We start from the raw sequence: 21,079 nt of genomic DNA on the forward strand, positions 1-21,079 counted from the left end.
CCATGCTCGGACGGTTCGTCACCCATCGACCCCGCGCTCTACTCGCCGCCGCACTGGCGCTGTTCGTACTACTCCTCGTCGCCGCCGGTGGCGCGATGGACTCGCTCTCACTGAACAGATTCGAGCATCCGAATTCCGAATCCGGCTCCGCCGCAAGAGAATTGGCCGACCGATTCGACACCGGCGCCCCGAATATCGCGATCCTGGTCACCGCAACCGGCGGCGATGTGCGCGATCCCGGAGTCGCCGCGATCGGCGCTCGGCTCACGGAGGAACTCGGCGCGTATCCGGGAGTCGGCGACGCCTGGTCGTTCTGGTCGCCGGGAGCGCCCGACACCTTGGCCGCGACCGATCACCGCAGCGCGCTCGTGCTCGCCTGGGCGCCCGGCGACGCCGACCGAGTGCGCGGCGAACTCCTGCCCGGCATCGAAACCCGGGTCGTCGAGACCGTCACCGACCCCGCTGTCGCGCTCACCCTCGGCGGCGCGGACGAAGTGTTCCGCGATCTCGCCGAGCAGGCATCGGCGGACTTCCTGCGTGCCGAACTCATCGTGCTCCCACTGGTTTTCGCCCTGCTGGCCCTGGTGCTGCGACGAGCCACCCTGGCGCTGGTCACCGTCGCGGTCGGCCTGTTCTGTGTGGTCGCCACGTTGACGGCGCTGCGGTTGGTGAGCGTGTTCACCGACGTGTCGACGTTCGCCGCGAACATCGCGCTGGTGATGGGGATCGGGCTCGGCGTCGATTACGGGCTGTTCATGATCTATCGGTTCCGGGAGGAGCTGACCGCGGGTCACGACGTGGCGGCGGCGGTGCGCCGGGCGGTGGCGAGCGCGGGGCGCACCATCGCGTTCAGCGCCTCGACCGTGGGGATCAGCTTGGCTGTGCTGTTCGCCTTCCCGTTCCCGTTCCTGCGATCGTTCGCCTACGCGGGGATCGCCGTTGCGACGACCGCGGTGCTCGCGGCGGTGGTGATCTTGCCCGCCATCCTGATGCTGCTCGGCCGTCGCGCCTTGCCCGCGAAGCAGACCGGGGTTGCGGAGCAGAGCTTTTGGTACCGAACAGCGGAGAAGGTGATGCGCAGGCCGGTGGCGGCGGGCGGCGCGGCATTGCTGGTCCTGATACTGCTCGGCGCTCCCGCGCTCGGCATGAACTTCGGTCCGCCCGACGACCGGGTACTCACCCCCGAACAGCCGGTGCGCGCCATGTACGACACGATCCGCGCCGATTTCGAGACCGAGGAAGCCGACGCCGTGCACGTCATCGCGCCGCAGACCGGGCCCGACGCACGCGGTGACATCGCGGGGTACGCCGAGCGGCTCGCCACGATTCCCGGTGTGCTGCGGGTGGATTCGGCGTCGACGGCCGACCCTGCGCGCTTCACCGAGGACGAGGCGACCTGGTTGCGCGTGGTACCGACCGCCGCCCGGCTCGCCACCGACTCGTCCGGCCTTGTCGCCGATATACGTGCCACCCCTGCACCTTTCGACGTGCTGGTAGGTGGATTCCCCGCCGAGATGGTCGACTACCGCGACGGTGTCACCGCGCGTCTGCCGGTGGTGGCGGCACTGATCCTGCTGGTCACGTTCGCCGTGCTGTTCCTGATGACGGGCAGTGTGCTCGCTCCGCTGAAGGCGTCGCTGCTCAATCTGCTCTCGATGTCGATCATGTTCGGCGTGCTGGTGTGGGGTTTTCAGAACGGCGCGTTGGCCGGCGTCCTCGGCTTCACCCCGACCGGCAATATCGAGCCGAGCATCCCGATCCTCATGTTCTGCATCGCTTATGGCCTGTCCATGGACTACGAGGTGTTTCTGCTCTCACGCATCAAAGAGGACTACGACCGCACCGGCGACCCGATCGGCTCGGTGCCCCGCGGCATCGCACGCTCGGCGCCACTGATCACTGCCGCGGGCCTGATCTTGGCGGCGTCATTCGCGGTCTACGCCACCAGCGGTGTCACCTTCCTCCAGCAGCTCGGCATCGGCATGGCGATCACCATCGCGATCGACGCCACCCTCGTGCGAGGCATTCTGGTTCCCGCCCTGATGCGTCTGGCCGGACACGCCAACTGGTGGGCGCCCCGCCCGTTGCGGCGCTTCCATGATCGCTTCGGCTGGCGAGAATCAGCTGAGGACACCGCGGCGCCGACTCAGGCTGCGGTCGGGTAGCCGAACAGGCGTGAGACGAAGGCGGTGGGTGGTCGCATACGTAGGACAGGGCGTGTACCGGCGCCGCCGGGGATCGGTTCTTCGACGATGTCGACCTGCCAGCCCTCGGGCAATGCGTGCTGCATGCAGGCTGCCTGGCGCTGCATCGGAGTACTCGGATTCGTCATGTGCCTACCCCTCTCCGGGAGTCCGATCGGTGTGGTCTGATCCCAGAGTATGGCCACTCTTTCCGCAGGTCACGGGCTGGAACGGTAATTGGGGGCGCCTGCGGCGGGAGTTAGGGGCGTTGGGGGAAATGCCCCGGCGTGCGGCTCAGCCGTTGCGGATCGGCAACTCGACCAGGACGGTGGTGCCGCGTCCCCGCATCGATTCCACGCGTAGGGAGGCTTCGATGAGGGCGCAGCGTTCGGCGATCGAGGTGAGGCCGAAGTGTTGTTCACCGTCGGTGTCGGCGGCACGGTTCGCGCGGCGCTCGGCGGGGTCGAAACCCTCGCCGTCGTCGGAGCAGCCGAGGATCACGGAATCGCCGACCCGGCGCAGGGAGACGACGATGCGTTGTGCGCCTGCGTGTTTCACTGCGTTGGCGAGGGCTTCCTGGGCGATGCGGTAGAGGGTGGCGGCGGCGTGGTCGGGGATGTCGTCGATGGCGGCGGCGTGGTCGACGAGGAATTCGATGGTCGGCGGGCCGTCGCCGGTCACCGTGCGGACCAGGGATTCGATCGCGGCGATCAGGCCGAGGTCGTCGAGGACGAGGCTGTGCAGGCCGGAGATGGCCGCTCTGGTCTCGTTGTAGGCGAAATCGGCCAGCTCGCGGGCGCTGACGAGTTCGGCGCGGGCGCGGGCCAGGTCGCGCAGGCTGGCTTCGTCGGTGACGGCGACGTGGGCGGCGAGTTCGGAGACGGTGAGGTCGGCGGCGGACAGGTGGAACGACATGGAGGCCAGGGCGGTGGTGACGCCGTCGTGCAGGTCGAAGGCGATGCGGCGGCGTTCGGCTTCCTGGGCGGTGATCGCCTGTTCGACGAGGCGGTCACGTTCGGTGCGCTGCCGGTTGACGGTGCGGAACAGGCGCTGCGCGTGCAACCACAGCCCGAGCACGGCGGCCTGCTGTTGCGCGCCGTCGACGTCTTCTTGGCCGAACGGTTCGCGTGGGCTGCGGTGGGCCGCGAGTACGCCGACCACATCACCCTCCAGGCCGGGTAGCGGCAGACACATTCGGGCGACGGTCTGTTGTGGTTCCAGGCGTAACAGTCTGCGGTGCAGGGCATTTCGTGGCGAGTCGTTGTCGAGCAGCACGGGTTCACGGGTTCGGGCCACTCGCCCGGTCACCCCGAATCCGACCTGCAGCCGCAACGAACTCGCCGACGGGTGCGCGGGCCACATGTCGACGATGCTCAGATCCTGGCCGTCGATGGCGTAGAGCAGCACCCCGTCGGCACCGAGCAGCGGGCCGAGTTCCGCCGCCGTTGGCACCGCACCGCCGACCTCGCTCACCGAAACAGCCCCTCCCGCAAGGCAACCGCGATCGCACCGCTGCGATCGGACACCCCCAGCTTGCGATACAGCCCGCGAATGTGGGTCTTCACGGTGTCCTCACTGACCACCAGCTTGCTCGCGACGGCCCGGTTGGAATGTCCGGAAACCAACAGCCCCAACACTTCCGACTCGCGCTGGGTCAGTCCGAGGTGCGCGCCGGACCAGAACTGGCCCGCGTTGAGCCGGGCCGCGGCCAGTGCCACCCGACCGGCCAGCGACGCGTCGACCACGGTCTCGCCGTCCTGGACGCGACGCAACTGCGCGACGAGTTCACGACCGTCGACCCGCTTGAGGATGTAACCCGACGCGCCGACGCGCAGCGCCTGATACAGGTAGTGCTCGTCGTCGTACACGGTGAGCAGCACGACCTTGGTGTCGGGATGCTGCAGGGTGATCTGGCGACACAGGTCGAGACCACTGGCCTTGCCGATACGCACATCGCACAGGACGATATCGGGCCGCTGCTCGGCGACCATCCGCAGCGCGGCGGTGTCGGTGGTGGACTGGCCGACTATCACGACCTCGTCGGGAAAGTGGCCGAGCATGGCGTCGAGCCCGTGCAGCACCATCTCGTGATCGTCGACGAGCACCAGCTTCAACGGGGTCGGAGGCAACTCCGGCATCCCCCCACCCTACGGCCGACGGCACCGCGCATACCGGCATTGACGAGATCTCACCCCGGCCGCCACCCGCGAGGGGGAGTGCGGCGGGTGGGCCGGTGCGGTCCGATGAACGGACCCGATCAGAAAGGCCGCGCCATGCCGGAGTCCTCAGTTCGTCGGCCGCTCATAGTGCCGTCGGTGTTGCCCGCCGATTTCGCTCGACTCGGTGAGGAGGTGCGCGATCTGTGCGCGGCGGGCGTCGACCGGATCCAGTGGGATGTGATGGACGGCGTGTTCGTCCCGAACCTCACCTTCGGGCCCGACGTGATCGCGGCGGCGCGTTCGCACAGCACGGTGGGGTTCGAGGCGCACCTGATGGTGGTGAATCCCGATGAGCTGCTCACCGAGTACATCGATGCTGGTTGCGAGCTGATCATCGTGCATGCCGAAGCGTGTACGCACCTGCATCGCACGCTTGCGCGCATTCGCGATCTCGGTGCGCGCAGCGGTGTCGCGCTGAACCCGCACACCCCCGCTGCGACCGTCGCGCATGTGCTGGCCGAGACCGATCTGGTGCTGGCGATGACTGTGAATCCGGGGTTCGGCGGGCAGGCTTACATTCCGGCCGTCGAGCCGAAGATCGCGCAGTTGCGACGGATGATCGATGAGTCGGGGCGGTCCATCGAACTCGAAGTGGATGGCGGGATCACGGCCGACACGATCGGTGGGTCGGCTGTCGCGGGCGCCGATGTCTTCATCTCGGGGTCGTGGATGTACGGCTACCCCGAGGGCAAAGCGGCTGCGGTCAAGCGCTTGCGCGAAGCCGCCACGATCGGGGCCCTCCGATGACCGATATCGCGACTTTCGTCCCCTCGGTGGAGACCGATCAGCTCGCCGTCGACACCCTGCGGTTCCTCGCGGCCGACATGGTGGAGGCCGCGCAATCCGGGCACCCCGGTATGCCGATGGGTGCCGCGCCGATGGCGTGGACGCTGTGGAGTAGGCACCTGCGCCATGATCCGGCCGATCCCGAATGGGCCGATCGGGACCGGTTCGTGCTCTCGGCCGGGCACGGGTCGGCGCTGCTGTACGGGCTGCTGCACCTGTTCGGGTACGACCTGCCCCTCTCCGAGTTGAAACGGTTCCGGCAGTTGGGGTCTCGGACACCGGGGCATCCCGAATACGGGGACACCGCCGGGGTCGAATGCACCACCGGGCCGTTGGGTCAGGGCTTGGCGATGGCGGTCGGCATGGCTCTGGCCGAGCGCATGACCGCTGCCAGGTACCCCGAGATCACCGGGCATCGCACGTACGCGATCGTCGGCGACGGGTGCCTGATGGAGGGCGTCAGCCACGAAGTCGCTTCCTTCGCAGGGCATTTGGGGCTCGGCGGATTGATCGTGCTGTGGGACGACAACGAGATCACCATCGACGGTGCGGTCGGGCGTTCGTGTAGCGACGATCAGGTGGCCAGGTTCGCGGCCTACGGGTGGCACACCGAAGTGGTGGCCGACGGGACCGATATCGCGGCGATCGATGCGGCGTTGATGCGCGCCAAGGGCGATCCGCGACCGAGCTTCCTCGCGGTGCGGACGGTGATCGGTCATGGTGCGCCCGGTGTCGCCGGTACCTCCAAGGCGCACGGGGCGCCGCTCGGTGCCGATCGGTTGGCGCAGGCCAAAGAGCTCGCGGGATGGACTCTTCCATCGTTCTCCGTGCCCGAGCAGGTCGCGGCGACGTGCGCGGTGCTGGCGACGATCGGCGGTGAAGAGCATGCGACCTGGCTCGAGGAATTCGCGACGTTCGACGCTGTGGCGCCGGAGCGGGCTGCCGAGTTCCGACGTGCTCGTGCGCGACTGCTGCCCGCGGAACTGCTGCCCGCATTGGAAGCCGTTGCCGCTGACGCACCCCGGGCAACTCGACAGTCCTCGCAGGCGTGTCTGACTGCGGCGATGGCGATGATGCCGGAATTGGTAGGCGGATCGGCCGACCTCGCCGGGTCGACCGGCACGGTGTGTGGCGAGGTGGTGAGTCGCGATGACTTCACTTCCAGCGCTATAGCTTTCGGCATTCGCGAGTTCGGAATGGCGGCGATTCTGAACGGGATGAGCCTGCACGGTGGGTTCCGGGTGTTCGGGAGCACGTTCCTGGTGTTCGCCGACTACCTGCGGCCCGCTTTGCGTCTGTCGGCGTTGATGAAACAGCCGGTGATCTATGTGCTGACGCATGATTCGATCGCGGTCGGTGAGGACGGGCCGACGCATCAGCCGGTCGAGCATGTCGAGTCGCTGCGGGTGATCCCCGGGGTTCAGGTGTTGCGGCCGGCGAACGATGTCGAGACGGCGCATGCTTGGGAATTGGCGTTGACTCGCGTCGACGGGCCGACCGCGCTGATCCTGTCGCGGCAATCACTCCCCCAGCTGAATGTCGAGATGGGCGCCGACGCAGGTGGCAGCGATGGTGCGGCCGGGCGCGGGATCGAAATCGCCGCCACCGGTTCGGAAGTCGTATTAGCAGTCGGGGTTGCCGAGCAGCTGCGGGCGGACGGCTATGACGTGCGGGTGGTGTCGCCGTTGGATCGTTCGCGCTTCACCGCTGACAGTTCGGCGCACACCATCAGCATCGAGGCAGGCACCACCGCGGGCTGGGCCGGACTGGTCGACCTGGCGATCGGCATCGACGAGTTCGGGCACAGCGGCCCCGGCGACGAGGTCATGGCCCGTCACGGTTTCACCGTGGCGGCCGTCCTCGATCGGATTCGCGAATACCTCGACGGTGCACCGTGACTCCACTGCGGGCGGTGATCTTCGATGTCGATGGCACCCTCGTCGACAGTGAACGCGACGGCCACCGGGTGGCCTTCAACGCGGCCTTCGCCGAGGCGGGGCTCCCCGACCGCTGGGAGGTCGAGGAGTACGGGAAGTTGTTGAAGGTCGCCGGTGGTGCGCAGCGACTGGCGTTCTGGTTCGAGCAGCACGGACGGACGGGTACGGAGGCCCGCGAGCTCGCACAACAGTTGCACCGCACCAAGACCCGGATCATGCGACAGATGGCCGCGGACGGGCACATCCGTGCCCGCCCGGGCGCGCGTGAGCTGATCGAACGACTCCGGGCGCACGGTGTCCGGTTGCACGTCGCGACCACCGGCACGCGCGCCTGGGTAGAGCCGTTGCTGAAACACGCGTTCGGTGAACCGTTCGACACCGTGACCACCGGAACCGAAGTGCCCGTACTGAAACCGAGCCCGGCGGTGTATCTGGACGTGCTGATTCAGACCGGCCTGTCCGCCGATCAGGCAGTGGCCGTAGAGGATTCAGCCAACGGAGTGCGGTCAGCGGTGGCCGCCGGACTACGGTGCGTGGCCGCACAGAACGCCTATACCCGCACCGACGACCTGTCCGCGGCGGTGCTCGTCGCCGACGGGCTCGACGATCCGGAGCTGGTGACATGGTTCGACGACCACCTCGGGTGAGGTGGTCGTCGAGTCCGTCTCAGCGGGTGCGGCCGCGACGTTCCATGAGCCGCAACAACATCGGCGTGAAGATCAACTGCATGGCCAGGTCCATTTTCCCGCCCGGACATACGATCGTGTTCGGGCGGGACATGAACGAGTCGTGCAGCATCGACAGCAGATACGGGAAGTCGATGCCGTGCGGGTCGGCGAACCGGATCACCAGCATCGACTCATCCGGCGTCGGAATCGTCCGGGCGACAAACGGATTCGACGTATCCACCACCGGAACCCGCTGGAAATTCACGTGGGTGCGGGAGAACTGCGGGCACATGAAGTTCACGTAGTCGTGCATGCGGCGCAGGATCGTCTCGGTCACCGCCTCGGTGGAGTAGCCGCGTTTGTCCTTGTCGCGGTGCAACTTCTGGGTCCACTCGAGATTGATCACCGGCACCACTCCGATGAGCAGGTCTGCGTACTGCGCCACGTCGACCTGCTCGTTGGCGACCGCGCCGTGCAAACCCTCGTAGAACAGCAGATCGGTGCCGGGGCGGATGTCCTCCCAGGGCGTGAACGTGCCGGGCTCCTGGTCATAGGGCGCGGCTTCTTCCTTGTCGTGCAGGTACTTTCGCACCCGTCCCGTTCCGGTCTCACCGTAGCCACGGAACAGTTTCTCGAGATCTTCGAAGAGATTGGCCTCCGGGCCGAAGTGGCTGAAGGTGTGGTCGCCGTCCGACAGCGCCCGCCCCAGTTCCTCCTTCATGCCGGCGCGGTCGAACTTGTGGAAGCTGTCGCCCTCGACATACGCGGCGTCGATGCCCTCCCTGCGGAAGATCTGATCGAACGTGCGCATCACCGAAGTTGTTCCGGCACCGGATGATCCGGTGATCGAGACGACGGGGTGCTTGGCGGACATGAATCTCCTCCTCAGGTGGTGGAACGGTAGAGACCGCGTAGACCGAACAGCGGACTCCACTGGCCGTCGGGTTCCTCGGCCGCTTCGGCGTGGTATTTCACGATGCGCGCTACCTCGTCGCGGCAACCGAAAATGAACGCGATCCGCTGGTGCAGCTCGGTGGGGGCGACCTCGAGAATCCGTTCACGACCGGTCGAGGCGAGACCGCCTGCCTGCTCGATCAGGAAGGCGATCGGATTGGCCTCGTAGAGCAGGCGCAACCTGCCCTCTTTGGACGGATCCTTGGAATCTCGCGGGTACAGGAAAACGCCACCGCGAGTGAGGATCCGGTGCGTTTCGACCACCAGCGAAGCCACCCACCGCATGTTGAAGTCCTTCTCGCGCGGGCCCGTCGCGCCCGCCAGGCATTCGTCGATGTAGCGCTGCACGGCCGGTTCCCAGAAGCGGCGGTTGGAGCTGTTGACCGCGTACTCCGACGTGGACTCCGACAGCCGCAGGTTCTGCCCGGTCAGGAAGAACTCGCCGAGCTCTGGGTCGAGGGTGAAGGCGTGCACGCCGGTGCCGACGGTGAGTACGAGTTGCGTTGCGGGACCGTAGATCGCATAGCCCGCGGCGACCTGCTCGGTGCCGGGTTGCAGGAAGTCCTCCAGGATCGCGTCCACGCCGGGCTTCGGGGCGCGCAGGATCGAGAAGATGCTGCCCACAGCGACATTCACGTCGATATTCGACGAACCGTCGAGCGGATCGAAGGCGAGGAGGTATTTGCCGCGCGGATAGTCGGGCGGGATCGGGTAGGGGTCGTCGAGTTCCTCCGACACCATGCCCGCCAGCTGCCCACCCCATTCGTTGGCGCGCAGGAACAGGTCGTTGGCGACCACGTCGAGCTTCTGCTGCTGCTCACCCTGCACGTTCACCACCCCGGCGCCGCCCAGGACACCGGTGAGCGCGCCCGAGGCGATGCGCTTGGAGATCGCCTTGCAGGCCAGCGCGACGTCGAGGATCAGGGAATTGAGCTCACCGCTGGAACCGGGATGGCGGCGGCGCTCTTCGATGAGGAACTGGGTCAACGTCGTGCGATCGGTCAGCATCCTTCGAGGACACCACCGACCCCCCGGGCGGACATCCACCCGGGGGGTGAATCGCAGGGGTGGTTCCCCGCGATTCGTCGCGTCAGTGCGCGAGAACCGGTTCGGCCACCGACGCGGTTTCGGTGCGGTTCTGGTTACGCAGCACGGTGGCGCTGATGACCAGGGCGGAGGCGAGCAGTCCGGCCGCAACGGTGAATGCCAGCCGGTAACCGCTGGTCAGAGCCTCGGCGTCGGACGCACCCGCCACCAGCTCGGTCCCGGTGCGCGCGGCGGCGAGGGTGGACAGGACCGCGACGCCGATGGCCATACCGACCTGCTGGGTGGTGTTGAACAGTCCCGATGCCAGGCCCGCGTCGTCGGCGTCGGCACCCGACATACCGAGTGCGGTGAGGGCGGGCAGCACCAGGCCGCCACCGGAGATCGCCACCATCACCGGCAGCACGTCGGTCAGGTAGGCGGCGTCGACGGGCAGCCGGATCAGCCAGGACATCCCCGCGAGCAGCAGGGCCAGACCGGCGATGAGCACAGCGCGCTCGCCGAAGCGGGTGATCAGCCGAGCGGAGGCGAACAGCGACACTGCGCCGATGGCGACGGCGGCGGGCAGCATGGCCAGGCCGGTCTGCAATGCGTTGTAGCCCAGCACCTTCTGCAGGTAGAGCGCCACGATGACCTGGAAGGCGAACATGGCTGCGAGAGTGAGCATCTGGACCACATTGGCTCCGGAGACCGTGCGGGAGCGGAAGATTCGCAGCGGCAGCAGCGGGTTGGTCGCGGTGGCCTGACGGACGACGAAGGCGGCGAGCAGTGCGGCGGCCAGCGCGCCCAGGCCGAGGGTGTGCGGCGAGACCCAGCCGTAACGTTCCACCTCGACGACGGTGTAGATACCCAGCATCAGACCGGCCGTGACCAGCGCGGCACCCAGCACATCGGCACCGGCGGACCAGCCGAGACCACGATCAGCGGGCAGGGCTTTCATCGCGACGAACACCGTCAGCACACCGATCGGCACATTGATCAGGAAGATCCAGTGCCAGTTCAGCGCATCGGTGAGCACACCGCCGAGCACCTGTCCGATGGAGGCACCCGCGGCGCCGGTGAAGCTGAAAACGCCGATGGCCGTGGCTCGTTGGCGCGGTTCGGTGAAGATCGTGACCAGGATGCCGAGCACCACCGAGGCAGCTATCGCGCTGCCGACGCCCTGCAGGAAGCGGGCCGCGACGAGCACGGCGGGGGTGGTCGCGACGCCCGCCAGCACCGAGGCGGCGGTGAAGACGATATTGCCGGTGACGAACATCGTCTTGCGGCCGATCAGGTCACCGAGGCGCCCCGCCAGCAGGAGCAGACCGCCGAAGGCGATCAGGTAGGCGTTCACGGTCCAGCTCAGACCGGCGGGCGAGAAGCCCAGGTCTTCCTGGATCGCCGGCATGGCGACGGTCACGATGCTGCCGTCGAGGATGGTCATCAGCATCGCTGCCGACAGCACCGCGAGGGCGGTGCGCTGGGACTTCGTCATGGGTCATCTCCTGCTCGTGTCGAACAAGAGTGACACTACTAGATAGTTTTGTTGCAGACAATCTCTAACGGACTATTGCCTGGCGCGGCGCGCGGGAGCAGCTTCGACCAATGTCGACAAATGGCCTTCTGCCAGGTGATTCAGTGCGCGCAACAAGGATTCGCGCTCAGCCTTCGGCAGTGAATCGAGCGCGTCCCGATGGACGCCGTCGACGATTTCCGCACTGCGGGCGGCAAGTTTCGCGCCCTCAGGAGTCACCGAGATGATGCGGGCGCGGCGGTCGGTGCTCGACGGCTTGCGTTCGGCCAGACCGGCTTTCTCCAGCGCGTCGACGGTGACGACCATCGTCGTCTTGTCCATGTCGCCGAGCTCCGCGAGCTGCGCCTGCGTGCGCTCCGCCTCCAGCGCGTGCACCAACACGCAGTGCATCCTGGCCGTCAGCCCGATTTCGGCCAACGCCGCCGCCATCTGCGTGCGCAGGACATGACTGGTGCGGTCGAGCAGGAAGGACAGGTCCGGTTCATTGCGCGTCGGCGCGAGAGCAGTCATACCGCTCACTATAGTTTTGTCATAGATAATCCGCATCCATCCATAACTCGGGAATGTTATCGGACTGCGGTCCGTTTAGAGTGTGGATGACATCCGGAAGAGAGGTTCACATGGAACTGGGGCTTACGACCTTCGCCGAGCTGTACCCGACCGGCGACCGGCCCGCACCGACCGCTGCCCAGCGGCTGCGTCAGGTGGTCGACGAGGCCGTGGCGACCGAGGCCGCCGGGCTCGATGTGTACGGCGTCGGTGAACATCACCGCAAGGATTTCGCCGCGTCCTCCCCCGCTGTCGTGCTGGCCGCGGCCGCCGCGCGCACCGAGCGCATCCAGCTGACCAGCGCGGTCACCGTGCTCAGCTCCGATGATCCGGTGCGCGTGTATCAGGACTTCGCCACGTTGGACGGGCTCTCGAACGGGCGCGCGGAGTTGATGGCGGGGCGTGGGTCGTTCACGGAGTCGTTCCCGCTGTTCGGGTACGACCTGTCCGACTACGACGCGCTGTTCGAGGAGAAGCTGGCGCTGTTGCTGCGTCTGCGCGAGGAAGGGCCGGTCACTTGGTCGGGCCGGTTCCGTGCGCCGCTGCAGGACGCGACGGTGTATCCGCGCACCGACGGTAGGCCGTTGCCGGTGTGGATCGCGGTCGGCGGCAGTCCCGAATCGGTGATCCGCGCCGGACTGCTCGGCCTGCCCCTCGCCATCGCGATCATCGGTGGTGAGCCCGCGCGGTTCAAGCCGCTGGTCGAGCTGTATCACCGGGCGCTCGCCGAAGGTGGGCACGAGAAGCAGCCCGTCGCGGTGCACGCGCACGGTTATGTGGCGGACACCGACGCGCAGGCTGTTGCCGGGTTCTACGAGCCCTACGCCCTGGCCATGTCGACCATCGGCCGGGAACGCGGCTGGGGGCCGATGACGCGCGCACAGTTCGACGCGCTGCGTTCGCAGAGCGGTTCGCTGTTCGTCGGCACGCCCGACTACGTGGCGAACAAGATCGGCGAGGTGCGCGACACCCTCGGCCTCGACCGGTTCATGCTGCACACCAGTGTGGGAACACTGCCGCCCGAACAGGTGCTGCACAGCATCGATCTGTTGGGGAACAAGGTGGCGCCACAGGTGCGGTGAACCCCGCGCGGATGGATGGCCACCCATCGCTTTCGCGTCGCGTCGTCGTGCTGTGCGGTCGGCACATGGCCCGCGGGTCGGTTCCCGCCCGGAGTTATTCGAGGGCGGGGTCGATGCCCGAAGTCCGCTCGGCGCGGCGCTCCCTCCGTCGTCGCAGGTATCGGCGGATTCGGCTGGCGCACAGATAGACCACCGATAAACCGACCGCCAGCAGGACAGCGGCGATCACCGCGGCCAGCACCGGGAAGAACACCGCGAGAGTGACGACACCGCCGACCGTGAAGTCTTCGGCAGTACTCATCGCGATATTGGTGACCGGCTCCGGCGAGGTGTTGATCGCCATCCGGGTGCCCGCTTTGACGATGTGACTGAGCAACGCCGTGGTCCCGCCCACCGCCGCCGCGAACATCGTCGGCAACGAATCATCCTGCCCCGCAATCAAAGCCGAGACGATCGCCCCGGACGCAGGCCGCACCACCGTGTGCACCGCGTCCCAGAACGAGTCCAGATACGGAATCTTGTCCGCCACCGCCTCGATCAAGAACAACACTCCGGCCGCGACAAGCACATCCGTGCGCTGCAACCCGGGCGGCACATCCCCCGCCCACCCGATCCGCCCGAACAACCCGAGCAGAAACACCACCGCATACGCGTTGATCCCGCTGGCCCAGCCGGCGGTGAAGATCAGAGGTAAGACCGACACGCGCCCAGCGTATGCCCGTCCACCGACTTCGCGCGCAAACCCTCGCTCAAGCGGGGACAGCGTCCCCGGGAAAACCATGACACGGGAGTGCCTCGTAGGTCATCATTGCGGCTCGCACGCAGGGATCATCGGCCATGATCGCCGCGGCCTCCTCGGCAGGCACAGTCATGATCGCGACGCCCGCCACGGTGTCGGAGCCGACCGGGCACAGGATCGCGATCACCCCGTCGGCACGCAGTGAAACCATCCGTCGCTGGTGTTCTAGCTCGATAGCGGCAGCGCCGTCCATGGATCGCTCCGGTGTCCACCGAAGCAGCACCAGACTGCAGGGTTTCGCGGTCGCGGCCAGCGCTCGAATCTGTTCGTCGGTCACTGTCGTGCTCATGATCTCCTCGTTTCTGGATGCGGATCTTGCGGCGGACGTGATCAACCGACTTTGCCTCGACCAGGTGGACCGATGCGTCGCTGGCGGTCGATGGGCTCGTCGGAGTGCAGGGTTTGTTGGAGCTGGCGGATCGCCTCGTCGTCGAGGTCGGCGTCGTGGGCGGCGGCTGCCCAGTCCCAGCCGGGCGTGGACCAGACATAGTGCACCGCGCCCCAGCGGGGAGCCCAACCTTCCTCACTGCGTGGGCGCCGGGAGAGCATCGTGTGCTGGCTCATCGCATCGAACGCCCCCGAATCGGCATCATGGAACGGCACAGCGTTCGGGGTGAAGTTGACCGGCACACGAACGACAATCGGTGCCGCAGTGACTGTTTCAGCAAACCAATCAGTCTGCGCACGCTCTACCGCCTCGTGCCGCTCCTTCAACATCTGCTGGTGTTGCTCCGGGGTGTAAACCGGACCGTCCCACACGAACCATGCATCATCGATGTCTTCGCCCACCTCGAGATCAACGAACTGCGCCCCGACCCCAGCCTCCTCGGACCGGTACCCGAGCATCTGCCCCGACTCGATGTCCACCCAAATCCGCAGCGGCATTGGCTTTCCGGGAGGCGGAGCCAACTCGACAGTCCAACACGCCCGACCGACGAACTCGACCTCTTCCACAGGACCATTGGGCCGGGTGAAATCATCACCTGCCCACTCCGCCGCATCGCGTCGCCGCAACAGCAACTGATTCCGCCCGAGGTAACGAACGCGGTCGGGTGGACCGACGCGTGGACGCTCGGGATCCGCGGTGAAATCCCACGCATGAACCCCATCGGTGACGAAGACCGGCCGCCCGTCCTCATGCTCGACACGGAGCCGATCCCCGCTTCGCCACACCCGACATCCGTCACGAACGACAACCATCATGGGCCTTCGCGACCCGACCGACGCGAACCCCTCAGCCCGATCCGCAGGAGCCATCTCCCGAACCGTGCCTCGAATGGGCAGGTCAGGGCCGGCGGTGAGCGCTGTCAGAACCTCGATCCACGCTGTCATGACGAAAGTCTAGAACTCCCCACAATCACCCCCATAGACATCACCGACCCACGGCGAAGCCGGCGTAATCGACCACACTTCGCCCGCCACCCAGCCCATTTTCCGCCATTCTCCCCTTCTTGATTCCGTGATCGGTCGGATCATTCGGCCGGTAGCGATGTCCCACAGCTCATCGCCAGCGTTGGATCGCCACTCCTGCCTCGTCGCGTAGCCGGTCGAAAGTCGATTCGAATACGGTGGCCTGCGGGGCTGGAATGCCGTTGGCGGTCGCGACCGTTCGCCAATCCCGCGTCGCTGTGAACACCTCAGCGAGGATCGCGGCCGCTTGGTTCGGTGCCAGGCCGAATTCGGCGGCGCTGGTCATCAGCGCGTCGATCTCGTCGTCGGCCGCGCGTGCACCCGAGATCCCGGTCACGCGTTCGCTGTGCGGGTCAGGATCCGGGTTCACATCGAACAGCGGTGCCAGCGTCCAACCATTGCGGACGTGCAGGAACCCGTGATTTCGAAGGTGGTCGTCGGTGTTGTGGATGGCGACAGAGAACGCCATCCTGCGCCACAACGCAGCTAGGTCGTCCTTCGGCCGGTGCCCGGTGACAGACAGTGCGGCGGCGAGGTCCAGGTAGTCGGCAACGTCTCCATCACTGTGTTCGGTGAGCGTCATCGCGCTGATGTACCCCACCCGTTGTCCGGTGGACGGGTGTCGATCGAACCGATCGAGCAGCAGTACCGTGCGCCCGTCAACTCGTGAAATGCGATGCGGGGGAACCTCGATCCCGGCTCGTTGTGCCAGGTCGAGCGCGGTGCATTCCCAAGCCATGACGTCGACTGCGTCGTCTTGGTGTGGGAACTTCGCGATCAGCAGTCGGTCCCCATCGCGGATCGATGCTTTCGGTCGCGCTCCGCCCAGTGTGCCGGTTCCCGCGCCGAGGAGCTCTTTGATAGCTGCAAGGTCGGAGGAGCGCGGCTGTGGTCCGAACGTCACGCGATCGGCAGCGCGTAGCAGCCGAGGGAGTTCGACCAATGGCGGAATCGAGGAGTCGGAGTGGAGGAAATCGTGTTCGTCGACGTTACGAAAGCGCAGAGCGCCCTGCCTGGTCGCGTCGGCGACGCCTACGAGAAGATCGATGTCTGTCACGGTGGCCGGTCGACGCCCCTGCTCACGCGCCTGCGCGGCCAGCCGTTTGGTGACGAGGTTCTTTCCCCACCGATCGGGGGCACAGTCGGAAAATGCTCCGGGCAACCCTCGAACGCTGAAACTGCCCGCGGTCAACGGTATTGCGGGATCGATGGCATAGGCGCGCGGATTCGACAAGTAGCTCGGGAAGTACTGGATGGTCGTGCTGATCGATCCGCCGCGGCGGTTGAAATGAGCGATGGCAGCGTCGGTAGTGTCGCCGTCCAAGTCGATGGCGACGACGAGCTTGTCCGGTGTCGTCATGGCCGCACCCTTGTCGGCAGGATCTGGTCGGCGCGCGCTCGTCCGAGATCGGACTCGTATGGGTCGATGGCGGTGATGGCATCACGCAGGATGCCGAGGGCGTGCAACACCGACAGGTATGTCTCCATCGTCACGCCGAGCCCTCCGTTCTCGACGTTGCGCAAGGTTGTGCGGGTGATGTTCGCGCGTTGAGCCACCTGCTCGGCGGTCAGTCCTTGGAGTTTCCGCCAGTTTGCCATGTACTCCCCGAGCTGCTTCGCACTTCGTGTGACGATAGGAGACGTGGGACGCTTCATGGTCAGTACAGTACGCTTTAACTACGTTAACGGATAGCACACTAGCCATAGGTCAGGTTCGGGTGCCGTTCCGCTCTGCATGTAACGAGCTATTTGCCCGCTACGTCGCCACCACCTCGGTTCAATCGCCAGGGCGGCACCTGCCCGTCGGCGCGAACAACTGCGCGATTTCCGCACTCGCGGCGGCGAGACTATCGGACCGGGCGACGTGCGGTCAGGTGGATCGGTTCGCCGATGCTGGTTGGTGGGCGGCGAGACCGGGTAATCGGTGAGCTTCGGGCGCGGCCTTGCCTGTATTCTGCTCGGGCGCGGCGGTGGCGCGCTTGTCGCACAACGGGATCGGGATTGTGGGCACTCGACGGTGGGGGTTCGGTGAACAGGCGTATTGCTGGTTTGATCTTGGCGGCGGTGGCGGTTTTCGGCGGTCTCATCACCGTCGGATGCGCGGATACTGTGAGCGGGCAGGCCACTGTCAACGAGGCCGATCGGGCGGCGCATGTCACCTCGGTCAGCGCTGCGGCGGCCACATCGTCGTCGAAGGCGAGGGCCGCACAGGGGGCGGTGTGTGGGCCGTTTCTGACCAGTGCGCTGCAGGTGAAACTCAAGATCGACGCGTTGAAACGCCGGCTCGACGAGAAGGACGACCGTGTGGCCTCGCGGACCGCCGCCCAGGATGCGGCAACCGCACTCGACGACTCGGGCGACAAGGTCGACAGCGCGTTGGCCGCCAACAAGGTTTCGACCAGCCTCAACACCGCCTTGACCGAATATGCTTCCGCCTCACATGCTTTCGGCAGCGAGCTGAACAAGTTGGCGCTGGGGTCCGGCGATTCGGCCGTGGTCACTACAGCCCAGACCCGCTACTTCACCGCGAAGGACGCGGCGCTCACCGCTTGCGGATCGTCGTAGTCGTCCCCGGCTTGTCTACTACCTCGCACCGGGAGTCGACGAATTCACCGCCGAAGCGACCGTCGTGAACCGAACCCGCTCTTCGACTCTGACCCATGTCCGCGTCGTCGACACCAAAAAATCCCTCATCGCCACCGGCGAGGTGACCAGTCGCATCTTCCACCACTGACCGTACCGGGCCTCGCCCCGAGTAGAACCGGCTCACCGAAGCCGCGGCGACTCCGACGTTGTTACCTTGGTTGCATGGTCAGTGCGGTATCTGCTCGGCGACGCGAACAGTTGCGCGATTTTCTGCGGTCGCGGCGGGAGCGGTTGAGCCCAACCGAAGTGGGGCTGCCTGCGGCCGGTCGACGGCGGACTCCCGGGTTGCGACGTGAAGAGGTCGCGATGTTGGCTGGGGTGAGATGTCGGTTACACACTCCTTGTCCTTCGAGTCCAGATGGGACGGTCGCCGAGACGATACGGAACTTGGGCAGGAATAACGGCCCAACCGAGCATCGAGCGAGCGATGCCTATCCACGAGTTGCACGTCATCGCGAGGTGGTGCCAAAGTTCGCGCCCAGGAAACTCCGCTGCGCGATAGTCTCTGGCGCGTGACTGACACAGAGGATTGGACTGAGGACCAGGCGCTTGCATCGGAGATCTCTTGGAGGGATATCAATGCAGAGTACTCGAATGACAAGCAGTGGTATCACTACACGGACATAAACGGACTAAAAGGCATTCTGGATTCAGGTGAAATATGGCTGACGCATATGGCTTACCTCAACGACTCGCAGGAATTTGAGTATGGAATTGGTGTCATATGTGACATAATCGAATCCCAAGCTGATTGGTTCAATCAGAATCCGGAGAAAACTACAAGCCCGGAAAGCGTCGAGTTCGTTGCCGATCTGTACCGCGCGATCGCCGCCGGGCTGGCCACCAACGCTGGTTCCCTGAAAAATACTCACGCACCATTCATTGCGTGTCTGTCAAGATCTCGAGATCAACTTAGCCAATGGCGAGGATATGCAAATGGAGGCTACGCCATTGCATTCGAACCGGAATTGCTAGAGAGTTCACTTCAGCTAGTCACCGAAAGCGGCGCGGCGACCCCTGGTGACGAGAATCCGCATGTTGTCAAGGCAATATACCTAGGTCACCTGGTCGGAGAGCGGGTCGATCAGATGGTTCAAGACCGCATGAAAGACACAATAGAAGCTATCAAAGCGCAGGATAATTCCAAGGCAGATGAAGCTGCCGGTAAATTTACAGACTCCGTCATTGAGGCCGTAAGCACCCTTAAACATAGGAAATTCTACGAGGAGCACGAGTATCGAATCATTTCTCGATGCCGCGAGTCGTTTTTCACACCCGGAAGTCTTGGCCTAATCCCTCGGGCAAAGGTGAGTTACGATAAGAAGGCCGTGCAGGAGGTGATTGTTGGCCCGGGTGCTTTTGCCGAACTTCGTAAGGCTTCCCTTGAGCGTTATTTTGCAAGCGGAAAGGATGCCTTCGGCGACGTCACAGTAAACCAATCGGAGATCCCATATCGAGAACTCTGAGTTATCCAACTTGGGTGCTACCGACGCCGCCAGCCTGTGGGTGTGGCATGGGCTGCATCTCAAGCATCGGCGCCTGCAGTGGCAGGACGCAAACTCGAAGCCAACTTCTGGTTTAGAGAACCACTGCGTGATGCCTTGCGGGTTGAAGTCCGGTACGGCTCAACAGGCGGTGCGTTAAGCATTGTGCTCAAACACCATCTCCCTGGGGTCACCATTTTTGTCTACCAACAATCCAACCGCGCCACCTTGAGCGGCAAGCTCATCTTCAGGCATTCCAATCAGATTTTGAAGTACCTTATCTACCGACACCTTCGAACGAGTCATGTCCAGTACAGGACCGCCCCCAAGTTCACTCCGCACCAGCAATCGATTTCCGGTCACTCCGAATCTCAGCGTTGCACTGCTCGGATTCAGCATGGTTGCAGTATGCAGAAGTATTGCCCACAGCGCCCTTACTTGAATCGGATGCAGCTTCAGCTTTGCAGCCGCTTTGAAAGCGGAGTGCGATCTGAGCACGGTTAGCAGCCGCCTATCGTCCACGGCTCCCATGACGACCGTATTGCCCAGGCGAAGCATCACGGGGTAAGGCCAGCCGATCGGGAAGGCTGCGTCGAAGTCACAGGCTCCACAGTCCGCCTCCTGTGCCTCGAATACGAAGAAGGTTGAATGCGGGTCAGGAATGTAAACGACATCACGCACCTCCTGTAGTAATAGGTGCAAATGCGCCAATTGCTCGACATCCCCTCTGGCAGCAACAGTAAGCGATGCAGGGTCACTCCTATCCCGCTTGAGCCGCAAATCGTTGCGCCGAAGACCGTATGCGATCTTTGCAAACCAAATCCGTAACGTCTGCTCCGGAAGCTTCCGCACCTCGAACGGACCCTTCTTGAAGGCGCCAGAGATCGACTTTTCTTGGCCACTTAGATGGGCATTATTGCAAGTCCTACATGCGGGAACAAGAATTTTACCGAGCGCAATAGCTGTTTCGTTTGGTAGTTCCATGAACGGTCTACTGTGTTTACGCTTTGCTATCTCGCGTTGCATCCATCTCGGGATTACGTCTTCCTTCGTGTACGTTGAAGGATCCAGCTCAGCACCGCAAATAAAACACTGATCGTCGTCGAGTCGTTGTCCCTCCCAGGGGCGGTAATCAACTCCGGAGGCGATCATTGCCTGATACAAGGGGCTATCGGCAGCACCCGATGTCGGACTAATCATTCCAGCATCATCGCAGAGCGGGTTCTGACACCGCGTGCGCGTGGCGCAATCGGACCTGACCCGCCGCGGAGCGCTCAGTGACGCCCATGCGGCCGAAGTTCCGGTGTGGACCGACATCGGCGCCCTGCACCGGGTTCCGGCACAGGCGCGGGGAAGAGCGCGGTGGGTCCGGGGCGGAGCGTGCCGATTGGCGGGAGGCGAGATTGCCCGGTTTCCGGACCGGCTGGCTGTAGCCGCCGTACCTAGCTTGCCGGTGGTCCGCCAGCACGACTTCGCGGGCGGAAACACGCTGAGTAGGGATGCAGAGCAGCCAACACTGGCTGGCGTGAGATGTCGGTTACACGCTCCTCAATACCCGACGGCGAGGCTGTTGCATGGCACCGCATGCAGCAGCCCTAGTGGGCCGTATTTGAAGTTCTTCGGCGGTCAGCCTTGGCCAAAATCTGCTCAGCGGTCTTGGTCCAGACGAAGGGCTTCGCTCTCGGGTTCCAGCCGTTGATGAACTCGCGGATCTTGGTCGTCAACTCGCGCACGTTGCGGAAGGTCCCGCGGTGGATGGCTTGGCGTTCGATGATGCCGAACCACACCTCGACCATGTTCAT

The 21,079-nt window shown here is 64.9% G+C and carries 20 protein-coding genes and 1 pseudogene; 7 read left to right on the forward strand and 14 right to left on the reverse strand.

Annotation, left to right across the window (positions count from 1 at the left end):
• Window positions 1-2: 2 nt before the first annotated feature.
• The gene (locus ACFW6D_RS29770) at window positions 3-2,165 is read left to right on the forward strand and encodes an MMPL family transporter (protein ID WP_379333592.1); all 2,163 of its coding nucleotides are present in this window, start codon (window positions 3-5) and stop codon (window positions 2,163-2,165) included.
• Here the strand turns inward: ACFW6D_RS29770 and ACFW6D_RS29775 are convergent.
• The 3 genes from ACFW6D_RS29775 to ACFW6D_RS29785 all read right to left on the reverse strand — a co-directional run bounded on the left by ACFW6D_RS29775 (window position 2,147) and on the right by ACFW6D_RS29785 (window position 4,321).
• Window positions 2,147-2,332: a hypothetical protein gene (locus ACFW6D_RS29775; protein WP_379333594.1), complete on the reverse strand. Its 186-nt coding sequence runs from the start codon at window positions 2,330-2,332 to the stop codon at window positions 2,147-2,149. The two genes, ACFW6D_RS29770 and ACFW6D_RS29775, sit on opposite strands and share 19 nt — an antisense overlap.
• 145 nt (window positions 2,333-2,477) lie before the next feature.
• Window positions 2,478-3,656, reverse strand: coding sequence for a GAF domain-containing sensor histidine kinase (locus ACFW6D_RS29780; protein WP_379333596.1), 1,179 nt, complete (start codon window positions 3,654-3,656; stop codon window positions 2,478-2,480).
• On the reverse strand, window positions 3,653-4,321 hold the full coding sequence (locus ACFW6D_RS29785) for a response regulator (protein ID WP_379333598.1): 669 nt from the start codon (window positions 4,319-4,321) through the stop codon (window positions 3,653-3,655). Before ACFW6D_RS29785 ends, ACFW6D_RS29780 begins: the two co-directional genes overlap by 4 nt.
• A 105-nt stretch (window positions 4,322-4,426) precedes the next feature.
• Between ACFW6D_RS29785 and rpe the strand changes: the two genes are divergently transcribed.
• The 3 genes from rpe to ACFW6D_RS29800 are packed head-to-tail and all read left to right on the forward strand — an operon-like array spanning window position 4,427 to window position 7,772.
• Window positions 4,427-5,149: a ribulose-phosphate 3-epimerase gene (gene rpe, locus ACFW6D_RS29790; protein WP_379333600.1), complete on the forward strand. Its 723-nt coding sequence runs from the start codon at window positions 4,427-4,429 to the stop codon at window positions 5,147-5,149.
• Window positions 5,146-7,086: a transketolase gene (gene tkt / locus ACFW6D_RS29795; RefSeq protein ID WP_379333602.1), complete on the forward strand. Its 1,941-nt coding sequence runs from the start codon at window positions 5,146-5,148 to the stop codon at window positions 7,084-7,086. The genes rpe and tkt overlap by 4 nt, the downstream gene beginning before the upstream one ends.
• Entirely contained in the window at window positions 7,083-7,772 is a 690-nt protein-coding gene (locus ACFW6D_RS29800; RefSeq protein WP_379333604.1) for an HAD family hydrolase, read from the forward strand. Before tkt ends, ACFW6D_RS29800 begins: the two co-directional genes overlap by 4 nt.
• Before the next feature lie 19 nt (window positions 7,773-7,791).
• On the opposite strand, the gene ACFW6D_RS29805 is transcribed toward ACFW6D_RS29800, so the two are convergent.
• The 4 genes from ACFW6D_RS29805 to ACFW6D_RS29820 form a co-directional block, all read right to left on the reverse strand.
• A complete protein-coding gene (locus ACFW6D_RS29805; RefSeq protein ID WP_379333606.1) occupies window positions 7,792-8,667 on the reverse strand; it encodes a phosphoribulokinase in 876 nt (291 codons plus the stop codon).
• A gap of 11 nt (window positions 8,668-8,678) precedes the next feature.
• A complete protein-coding gene (locus ACFW6D_RS29810) occupies window positions 8,679-9,755 on the reverse strand; it encodes a class 1 fructose-bisphosphatase (protein ID WP_379333608.1) in 1,077 nt (358 codons plus the stop codon).
• A gap of 82 nt (window positions 9,756-9,837) precedes the next feature.
• Window positions 9,838-11,268, reverse strand: coding sequence for an MFS transporter (locus tag ACFW6D_RS29815; protein ID WP_379333610.1), 1,431 nt, complete (start codon window positions 11,266-11,268; stop codon window positions 9,838-9,840).
• Window positions 11,269-11,340: 72 nt separating this feature from the next.
• Complete coding sequence (locus ACFW6D_RS29820; RefSeq protein ID WP_379333612.1) at window positions 11,341-11,817, reverse strand: MarR family winged helix-turn-helix transcriptional regulator; 477 nt, start codon at window positions 11,815-11,817, stop codon at window positions 11,341-11,343.
• A gap of 110 nt (window positions 11,818-11,927) precedes the next feature.
• Between ACFW6D_RS29820 and ACFW6D_RS29825 the strand changes: the two genes are divergently transcribed.
• Entirely contained in the window at window positions 11,928-12,938 is a 1,011-nt protein-coding gene (locus ACFW6D_RS29825) for an LLM class flavin-dependent oxidoreductase (RefSeq protein ID WP_379333614.1), read from the forward strand.
• 94 nt (window positions 12,939-13,032) lie between these two features.
• On the opposite strand, the gene ACFW6D_RS29830 is transcribed toward ACFW6D_RS29825, so the two are convergent.
• The 5 genes from ACFW6D_RS29830 to ACFW6D_RS29850 form a co-directional block, all read right to left on the reverse strand.
• A complete protein-coding gene (locus ACFW6D_RS29830; RefSeq protein WP_379234925.1) occupies window positions 13,033-13,641 on the reverse strand; it encodes a DUF4126 domain-containing protein in 609 nt (202 codons plus the stop codon).
• A gap of 46 nt (window positions 13,642-13,687) precedes the next feature.
• Window positions 13,688-14,026 carry a hypothetical protein gene (locus ACFW6D_RS29835; protein WP_379333616.1) on the reverse strand — a complete coding sequence of 113 codons (339 nt, stop codon included), beginning with the start codon at window positions 14,024-14,026 and terminating at the stop codon, window positions 13,688-13,690.
• Between the two features lie 41 nt (window positions 14,027-14,067).
• The gene (locus tag ACFW6D_RS29840; protein ID WP_379333618.1) at window positions 14,068-14,691 is read right to left on the reverse strand and encodes a hypothetical protein; all 624 of its coding nucleotides are present in this window, start codon (window positions 14,689-14,691) and stop codon (window positions 14,068-14,070) included.
• Window positions 14,692-15,238: 547 nt separating this feature from the next.
• Window positions 15,239-16,507: a type II toxin-antitoxin system HipA family toxin gene (locus ACFW6D_RS29845; RefSeq protein WP_379333620.1), complete on the reverse strand. Its 1,269-nt coding sequence runs from the start codon at window positions 16,505-16,507 to the stop codon at window positions 15,239-15,241.
• On the reverse strand, window positions 16,504-16,803 hold the full coding sequence (locus tag ACFW6D_RS29850) for a helix-turn-helix domain-containing protein (RefSeq protein WP_379333622.1): 300 nt from the start codon (window positions 16,801-16,803) through the stop codon (window positions 16,504-16,506). Before ACFW6D_RS29850 ends, ACFW6D_RS29845 begins: the two co-directional genes overlap by 4 nt.
• 372 nt (window positions 16,804-17,175) lie before the next feature.
• Between ACFW6D_RS29850 and ACFW6D_RS29855 the strand changes: the two genes are divergently transcribed.
• Both ACFW6D_RS29855 and ACFW6D_RS29860 read left to right on the forward strand, forming a co-directional pair.
• A complete protein-coding gene (locus ACFW6D_RS29855) occupies window positions 17,176-17,712 on the forward strand; it encodes a hypothetical protein (protein ID WP_379333624.1) in 537 nt (178 codons plus the stop codon).
• A 593-nt stretch (window positions 17,713-18,305) separates the two neighbouring features.
• On the forward strand, window positions 18,306-19,259 hold the full coding sequence (locus tag ACFW6D_RS29860; RefSeq protein ID WP_379333626.1) for a DUF2971 domain-containing protein: 954 nt from the start codon (window positions 18,306-18,308) through the stop codon (window positions 19,257-19,259).
• Window positions 19,260-19,433: 174 nt separating this feature from the next.
• Here ACFW6D_RS29860 and ACFW6D_RS29865 read toward each other — a convergent pair whose 3' ends face one another.
• On the reverse strand, window positions 19,434-20,429 hold the full coding sequence (locus tag ACFW6D_RS29865; protein ID WP_379333628.1) for a hypothetical protein: 996 nt from the start codon (window positions 20,427-20,429) through the stop codon (window positions 19,434-19,436).
• Between the two features lie 443 nt (window positions 20,430-20,872).
• Window positions 20,873-21,079 (reverse strand): annotated as a pseudogene (locus tag ACFW6D_RS29870) (IS630 family transposase); the annotation flags it as partial.

The sequence above is a fragment of the Nocardia sp. NPDC058705 genome, from assembly GCF_042749305.1.
Lineage (GTDB): Bacteria > Actinomycetota > Actinomycetes > Mycobacteriales > Mycobacteriaceae > Nocardia.